Source organism: Coleofasciculus sp. F4-SAH-05 (assembly GCF_040222985.1).
GTDB classification, from domain to species: domain Bacteria; phylum Cyanobacteriota; class Cyanobacteriia; order Cyanobacteriales; family Coleofasciculaceae; genus Coleofasciculus; species Coleofasciculus chthonoplastes.
This window is the reverse complement of record NZ_JAVKBY010000247.1, coordinates 44,824-51,780: the sequence shown is the minus strand read 5'-3', so window position 1 is coordinate 51,780 and position 6,957 is coordinate 44,824. Positions and strand designations below refer to the sequence as shown.

Below are 6,957 nucleotides of genomic sequence, written 5' to 3'. Positions count from 1 at the left end.
AAACTCAATCATCTTTCCGACAACCGAATCATCCTTACCAACATAAGCCACCCACCACTAACCCCTCTGTGTAATCAGTGCTACTAACCTGTGCCACCCATCACTCACCCATAAAAAAATCAGCGCAATCAGTGTTACCAGCCTTGCAATTCCCCTTGACCCATCGGACGTTCCACCTTCAAACATTCCTGAATCGCCGCCTGCTTAATATGACTCATCTGCACCGCCTCCCCAGCCCCCGCCGCTAAAAACGCTGCATTCATGGCAATCGTCTTAATATTCCCCCCTGCCATATTCAACTGTCCCAACTTCTTAAAATCCAACCCCTCCGTCGGTGTCTGTTGGGGAAACACCCGCCGCCAAATTTCCTCTCGTTCTTTGGCACTCGGATAGGGAAACTTAACAATAAACCGAATCCGACGAATAAACGCCTGATCCAACCCCGTCTGAATATTCGTCGTCAAAATCGCCAATCCCCGATACGTCTCCATCCGTTGCAACAAATAACTCACCTCAATATTGGCATGACGGTCATGGGAATCCTTCACCTCAGAACGTTTGCCAAACAGCGCATCCGCCTCATCAAACAGTAAAATCGCCCCACACCCTTCCGCGCCATCAAAGATGCGCCGCAAATTCTTCTCCGTCTCGCCAATATACTTACTCACCACCGCACTCAAATCGATGCGATAGACATCCAACCGTAAGGTATTCCCCAATACCTCCGCCGCCAGGGTTTTCCCGGTTCCCGACATCCCCGAAAACAGGGCATTTATTCCCAATCCCCGTTGATTCTTTTGGGCAAATCCCCAGGTTTCATAGACCCTTCCCCGTTGCTGTACCTGTACCACCATCTCCCGCAGCATCCCCTTCTCCTTCTCCGGTAAAATTAAATCCTCCCATTCGGCTGTTGTCTCTATCCGCACTGCCAAGTCCTGCAACTGGGGACGGGCTTGGGTGCGACAAATTTCCCATAAGGGACTCTTTGCCACTTCTAAGGTGACAGGTTTCGGCGGTGGGGTTTCGGTATCGGTTTTGCGAGTCGTTCGGCGTTTGCGCGTGGGTTTGGTTTCCTCTACGGGTTCAGGTGCAGGGGTAGCAATGGCTGCTTCCTTGTTGGCAATTTCGGCATCTAGACTCGTTTGCGCCTGAATACACACCGTATAAATATCCCTGACACTCAGTTGAAACTGGGACACCAACGCTTCAATCTCCGCCTCCAGATGCACGGCTTTCTCCCCTAAAGCCCCTTGCCAAATCGTCTTCTGTTCCTCGGCGGTGGGGGGCTGCACCTCCCAAGTAATTAGCGATCGCACGCTGTTTCGCCCACGTTCTCGACGACTCACCATCAGAGGCAGATTAATCGTATCGATAAATTCGGATAACCCAGAGTTCATCCCCTCATCCATCTCATCCCCATCCAGGAATAGCACCGAATGTGTCAATCGCCATTCCCGTTCACACAACTGCTTGACTAAACTCAGACTCCCCCCCTGAGACGTCAACGCCGCCACGGATAAGCGATGCAGATTCAAATTCAACTGACGACAAACCGCCGCCGCGATCGCACTTTTACTCATTCCATCCACCCCCGATAACCCAATCACAGGCAACAATGTCCGGGATGACTCGACCCAAGTTGCCGCAATTTGCGCCACCATCTGCTGATGGGATGGCGGTAAAACAGCATAATCCTCTGCCGCCACCGACAACGGCTGCACCATTCCCCGCAATCGCGGATCAACATAATCCTCCCCCAACAGATAATCAAAAATCCGCTCATCTATCCGCAAGGGACACTTAAGCCGACTCGTCCCCTCCCCCACTTCAATCAACCGCCACCAGCGCAAAGGCGCATCCGGACGCAAGGCGGCTAAATTCGGTTCTGCCGAAAGCGCCCAGGCTAAACCAAACGTGGGATAATTCCGGTGCGCCTCCCCCTGTGCCTCAGCAGATAATGCCCCCCACTGCTCATCCAATTCCATCCCGGCACAGAGGAGCAACACATCCCGCTCAAACACTGATAACCGGAAGATTTGACAGAGTTGTGTCAACGCCGAGGGTGGGGCATCCGCTTCCTCCTCTGGCAGTGCGATCGCGATCATCTCCGTCTCTTTCCCCTGACGCTGCTCAATCCGACGAATCAGCGCCAATCGTACCTGTGCGATCGCACTCTTCAGATCACGACGACTATTGGCTACATACCAATTTGTAGTTGTTGTATCCTTTGCTACTGACATTTCCTTGGCTTTCCTCAAAGTTGTTTGGGCTAAACCTGTCAAGTTCTGATAATTAAAACTATTCTTTCCAAAAAAAAAAGGTTAAATATTTAAATCTGTTTGATGTCTTAACAAAACATCATAATTTCTTGTTTTTGAAGCATTTTCCGGAATTCTCTACGAGTTTACTATAGTTTCAGTCATTGTGAGACGGATGTGCGATAAACTGGTATATTATCTATGGTGGTGATTTTGTGGGCAAAAATAATCCGGACACCACTCAACGCCAAGAATACAGGCAAAAATTGGCAGCAGGAAAGGATGGTGTCTCACGCCCAACTTACCCTCGGACGCATGTATTTTGTTAAACTTACGATAAAAATCATTACAGGGTCTTGACAAAAACACAGATTACACAGATAGATTGAATGGCAGAGACAGCAACTGTGAATAGTGAGGGACACAGATTGACACAGAGAACTAAATAATCTCCCCAAAATCTAATCATCGTTTCATCCTTTGCCTCCCCAGAACTAACGCTTCTGTGAAATCAGTGCTATTAACCCCCAAACACCCCACCCTTACCATCTCCAAAAATCCGTGAAATCAGTGTGTCAGATTCTTACAATAGAAAGCACAAACCTATTTGCCTCAAACACTGCTTGTGACTGCTTCTGCCTTTACCGCTGAACGCCTACTCTTTACACCGACTACCCCGGAAACCGATGCTATTCCCACTATCTTTGCTTTTCCCAATGACTACACCGTAGGCATCACCAGCCTAGGCTATCAAGTTGTTTGGGCAACCCTAGCCCAGCGATCTGACTTACAAGTAAGCCGCTTGTTTACCGATTGTCATGAACCATTGCCCCGACAGCCAGAATTAATCGGCTTCTCTATATCATGGGAACTCGATTATGTCAATATATTGTCCTTACTAGAATCCTTAGAAATTCCGGTACGCTCTGCACAACGGGACGATCGCCATCCCCTCGTGTTTGGCGGCGGACCCGTACTCACCGCAAACCCAGAACCCTTTGCTGATTTCTTTGATCTGATCTTGTTAGGGGATGGGGAAACCCTATTAGGGGATTTCATTGACGCTTATAAACAGGTTCGCCAAGCCGATAGAACCGAGAAATTGCGGCATTTAGCCCACGTTCCAGGGATATACGTTCCCAGTCTGTATAGGGTAACCTATCAGGATCAAACAGGCGCGATCGCATCCATTCAACCCGTCGATTCCCAGATTCGGGCCACAGTCACCAAGCAAACCTATCGCGGTAATACCTTATCCTCCTCCACCGTTGTTACCGAAAAAGCCGCTTGGGAAAATATTTACATGGTGGAAGTGGTACGCAGTTGCCCAGAAATGTGCCGCTTTTGTTTAGCCAGTTATTTAACCTTGCCTTTTCGCACGCCAAGTGCCACCGATTCGTTGATTCCAGCGATTGAACGCGGATTGACAGTAACCAAGCGCATTGGCTTACTCGGGGCGTCGGTGACTCAACATCCAGAGTTTGAGGTATTGCTGGATTATCTGGCACAACCAGACTATGATGATGTTCGATTGAGCATTGCCTCAGTGCGAACCAATACCGTCACGCCCAAGCTAGCGGAAACCTTGTCGAAACGGGACACGCGATCGATTACTATTGCCGTGGAAAGTGGTTCGGAACGATTACGGCAAATTATTAATAAGAAATTGAATAATCAGGAGATCATTCAAGCGGCAATTAATGCCAAGGCTGGGGGATTAAAGGCACTCAAGCTGTATGGGATGGTGGGTATTCCCGGTGAAGAAATGTCTGATGTGGAACAGACAGTAGCCATGATGCAGGCGATCAAAAAAGCCGCCCCAGGTTTACGCTTAACTCTGGGATGCAGTACCTTTGTTCCTAAAGCCCATACCCCCTTTCAATGGTTTGGCGTGAATTCTGCTGCCCAGAAGCGGTTAAAGTATTTGCAGAAAACCTTGAGATCGCAGGGTATTGACTTTCGCCCGGAAAGCTATAATTGGTCAGTAATTCAGGCGCTAATCTCCAGAGGCGATCGCCGATTGTCGGAGTTGTTAGAATTAACACGGCATTATGGCGACTCCGTGGGAAGTTTTCGACGGGCGTTTAAGCAATTAAAAGGCAAGTTGCCAGAATTGGATTTTTATGTGCATGACAATTGGTCAACAGAGCAAATATTGCCTTGGAGTCATTTACAAGGCTCTTTACCTCAAGGTACATTATTAAAACATTTGGATGCGGCGATGTCTATTAGTCATTAGTCATTAGTCATTAGTCATTAGTCATTAGTCATTAGTCATTAGTCATTAGTCATTAGTCATTAGTCATTAGTCATTAGTCCTTTGTTTTATGTCCTTCGATAACTCATGCAAGATTTAAAAGCTGAACTCGCCCAATCTGTCGATGAAGCCGCCTGGGATTGGCTGGTTCCTCACTCCTTACGAGATGTTGTGATCGTGGTGAAGCCAGAGTTAGATATACTTGATGTTGGAGTCGCGATCGCGAATGATGATACCTTGTCTGTCCAGTCTTGGATTAGTAACCAACAGCTTCACAAACCGTTTGCTAATCAATTAGCCGATTGGAATAGCGATCAAAGTAAACGGTTTCAAGCTTTGATTGTACAACCCTATGTTTTAGTACAAGAACTCGCCGCCTAAAACATTGCTGGGTTTAGCCACAATCGTAGGGGCGGGTTTAGCCACAATCGTAGGGGCGGGTTTAGCCACAATCGTAGGGGCGGGTTTAGGGAATCAATTCAGCTCCTCACCGATAACGGAACAACAAAACCCGCCCTCCTCACCGATAACGGAACAACAAAACCCGCCCTCCTCACCGATAAATGAACAACAAAACCCGCCCTCTTCACTGATAAATGAACAACAAAACCCGCCCTTATTTAAGTAGGTCAGTGGCAATAAACTTACCTATAGTAAGTTATGTAAATAATCCTTAAACCCTTACAAATGACGAATGACGAATGACGAATGACGAATGACGAATGACGAATGACGATCTTTACCGTTCACTTTAATTGTGTCCACCTACTTAAGTTCTATTTTTTCAGGAAATTCGATGTCTGACCCAGAGTAGCGCCAGTATGTCCAGTCGTCACCCACAATAACGCTCTTGCACCATCCCGCAGGGATTTCTCAATCGGTTCCGGATCACGTCCTAACGACACAGGGACAGGCTTAACAATGATCCCGCGACTGCCAAACACAATTTCACCAATTACCCGCGCCCGCAGCATGTGATCATCTGCTGTAATCAAATAGACACCATCGATTCCTTGGGCTTTAAACTCATCCACCAACGTCGTAAAGTTAGTTACCGTATCGGTAGCACGGCGATCAATATGCAGGTGATTGCGGGGAATTCCAGCTTTAGCGAATACCTTTTGGGTGTACCATGATGGACTACCGGACGATACCCAGATATGAAGATTGGGGTGCTGCTGAGCGAAATCAGCCGCAAACAGTTCTCGTTCTTCTTCTCCCCCTAAAACCAAAATAGCTTCCGGCTGGATCAAATAACTTTGAATTTGCTTATAGCCACAGAATAGCGAAACCGCCAAAATCGGCATCAACCAGGACAGTAATCTAACCTTAGAGCGCCGCGATCGCGAAAACAAGTATCGCCGTTGACGCACAGAAATCCTCAAAAGCATGAATAAACAGAAGAATCAGGTGGTATCAAGGAGGAGCGCTCTTTTGGGCGGAACCTGGAAATCCCCCCTACATCGCAAGATACCAGTCTAAAGGTACGCTTAACCGCAATGCAATCCATTACTATAAAAGTTCCACGATCCCCTCAAAACTTTCCACTCTCACCCTCTGTTAGTCCGTACAGATTTTGATACTCTCCAGACGCGCCATGGCGCGTCTCTACATGCTCCTGGAGCAATCTGAGCCGAAAACTTTTCGGTCTACTGATATTCTCTTACTGACGGGACTGGCCGGATTTGAACCGGCGACCTAGCGCTTCAGATTGGTGTGAGTTTCCTCACTCTCTGGACTATTCCTTCACCTTGGGCGTATCGCCTTTAGGTGGTAGCCGTTCTGTTTAAGGACGTTTGTACTTTATAGAGCATACTGTCGTGGATGTAAGGATGAATGAACGCTAAAAACCGTTTTCCTTCCTTCGTTCCCATTCGCAGACGATAAAGACCTTTGGCTTTACTCAGCCCCCACTTAAATCCCCAAACCTCAGCAAAATAAGCAACAATGATCTCATTTTGTTCTTTAGAGAGATAAGTATTCAGATTAAGCGTCAAAGCATGAACCTTTCCGTCTTTTTTCCGGAAGGACTTAGACCCATCATCCATAAACCAAATCGCTATTCCCTGGGGAGTTAAGAAATTTAGGAACGTTCGGGTGATTGTTTTGGTTCCCGCTTGATAAAGCCTCTTAACTAAAACCCGTGTCAGGGGAATCAACTTTGGTTCTAAGCGAATCTGCTCATAGCCCTTCCTTGTACTCCAGCGTCGGATGCTGACTGATTTACCAGTTATTTGTTCGAGAAGCTTTTTCTTAAATAAGAGATACTCCTCATACTTCGATGAATTCTGGATCAAGAAATTGTTTTGATTTCTTTTTCCATCACCTAATAACAGTCCAGCCAGAATACCGCGTTGCTCTACTTTCGATGAGACATTATAGTCCATCTTTTATCGGTGTCCTTAAACCAGTCTCTGCACCTTCCGATTCGTTTTTAGAGTG

The 6,957-nt window shown here is 47.2% G+C and carries 6 protein-coding genes; 3 read left to right on the top strand and 3 right to left on the bottom strand.

All coding sequences use genetic code 11. From position 1 onward, the window contains the following. Positions 1 to 134: 134 nt before the first annotated feature. A complete protein-coding gene (locus tag RIG27_RS30320; RefSeq protein ID WP_446350815.1) occupies positions 135 to 2,240 on the bottom strand; it encodes an AAA family ATPase in 2,106 nt (701 codons plus the stop codon). Between the two features lie 643 nt (positions 2,241 to 2,883). Between RIG27_RS30320 and RIG27_RS30315 the strand changes: the two genes are divergently transcribed. The 3 genes from RIG27_RS30315 (at position 2,884) to RIG27_RS30305 (ending at position 5,143) form a co-directional block, all read left to right on the top strand. Continuing rightward, positions 2,884 to 4,497 carry a B12-binding domain-containing radical SAM protein gene (locus tag RIG27_RS30315; RefSeq protein ID WP_446350814.1) on the top strand — a complete coding sequence of 538 codons (1,614 nt, stop codon included), beginning with the start codon at positions 2,884 to 2,886 and terminating at the stop codon, positions 4,495 to 4,497. A gap of 105 nt (positions 4,498 to 4,602) precedes the next feature. Continuing rightward, entirely contained in the window at positions 4,603 to 4,896 is a 294-nt protein-coding gene (locus RIG27_RS30310) for a DUF2288 domain-containing protein (RefSeq protein WP_446350813.1), read from the top strand. A gap of 4 nt (positions 4,897 to 4,900) precedes the next feature. Further along, positions 4,901 to 5,143, top strand: coding sequence for a hypothetical protein (locus tag RIG27_RS30305; protein WP_446350812.1), 243 nt, complete (start codon positions 4,901 to 4,903; stop codon positions 5,141 to 5,143). 148 nt (positions 5,144 to 5,291) lie between these two features. Here the strand turns inward: RIG27_RS30305 and RIG27_RS30300 are convergent, their stop codons facing one another. After that, positions 5,292 to 5,906: a YdcF family protein gene (locus RIG27_RS30300; protein ID WP_446350811.1), complete on the bottom strand. Its 615-nt coding sequence runs from the start codon at positions 5,904 to 5,906 to the stop codon at positions 5,292 to 5,294. 375 nt (positions 5,907 to 6,281) lie between these two features. Further along, positions 6,282 to 6,902, bottom strand: coding sequence for an LAGLIDADG endonuclease (locus RIG27_RS30295; RefSeq protein WP_446350810.1), 621 nt, complete (start codon positions 6,900 to 6,902; stop codon positions 6,282 to 6,284). Positions 6,903 to 6,957: the final 55 nt, after the last annotated feature.

Bases quoted from the DNA above. Each gene is read 5' to 3' on its own strand.
- RIG27_RS30295 (WP_446350810.1), bottom strand. From the start codon at position 6,902: ATGGACTATAATGTCTCATCGAAAGTAGAGCAACGCGGTATTCTGGCT.
- RIG27_RS30300 (WP_446350811.1), bottom strand. From the start codon at position 5,906: ATGCTTTTGAGGATTTCTGTGCGTCAACGGCGATACTTGTTTTCGCGA.
- RIG27_RS30310 (WP_446350813.1), top strand. From the start codon at position 4,603: ATGCAAGATTTAAAAGCTGAACTCGCCCAATCTGTCGATGAAGCCGCC.
- RIG27_RS30320 (WP_446350815.1), bottom strand. From the start codon at position 2,240: ATGTCAGTAGCAAAGGATACAACAACTACAAATTGGTATGTAGCCAAT.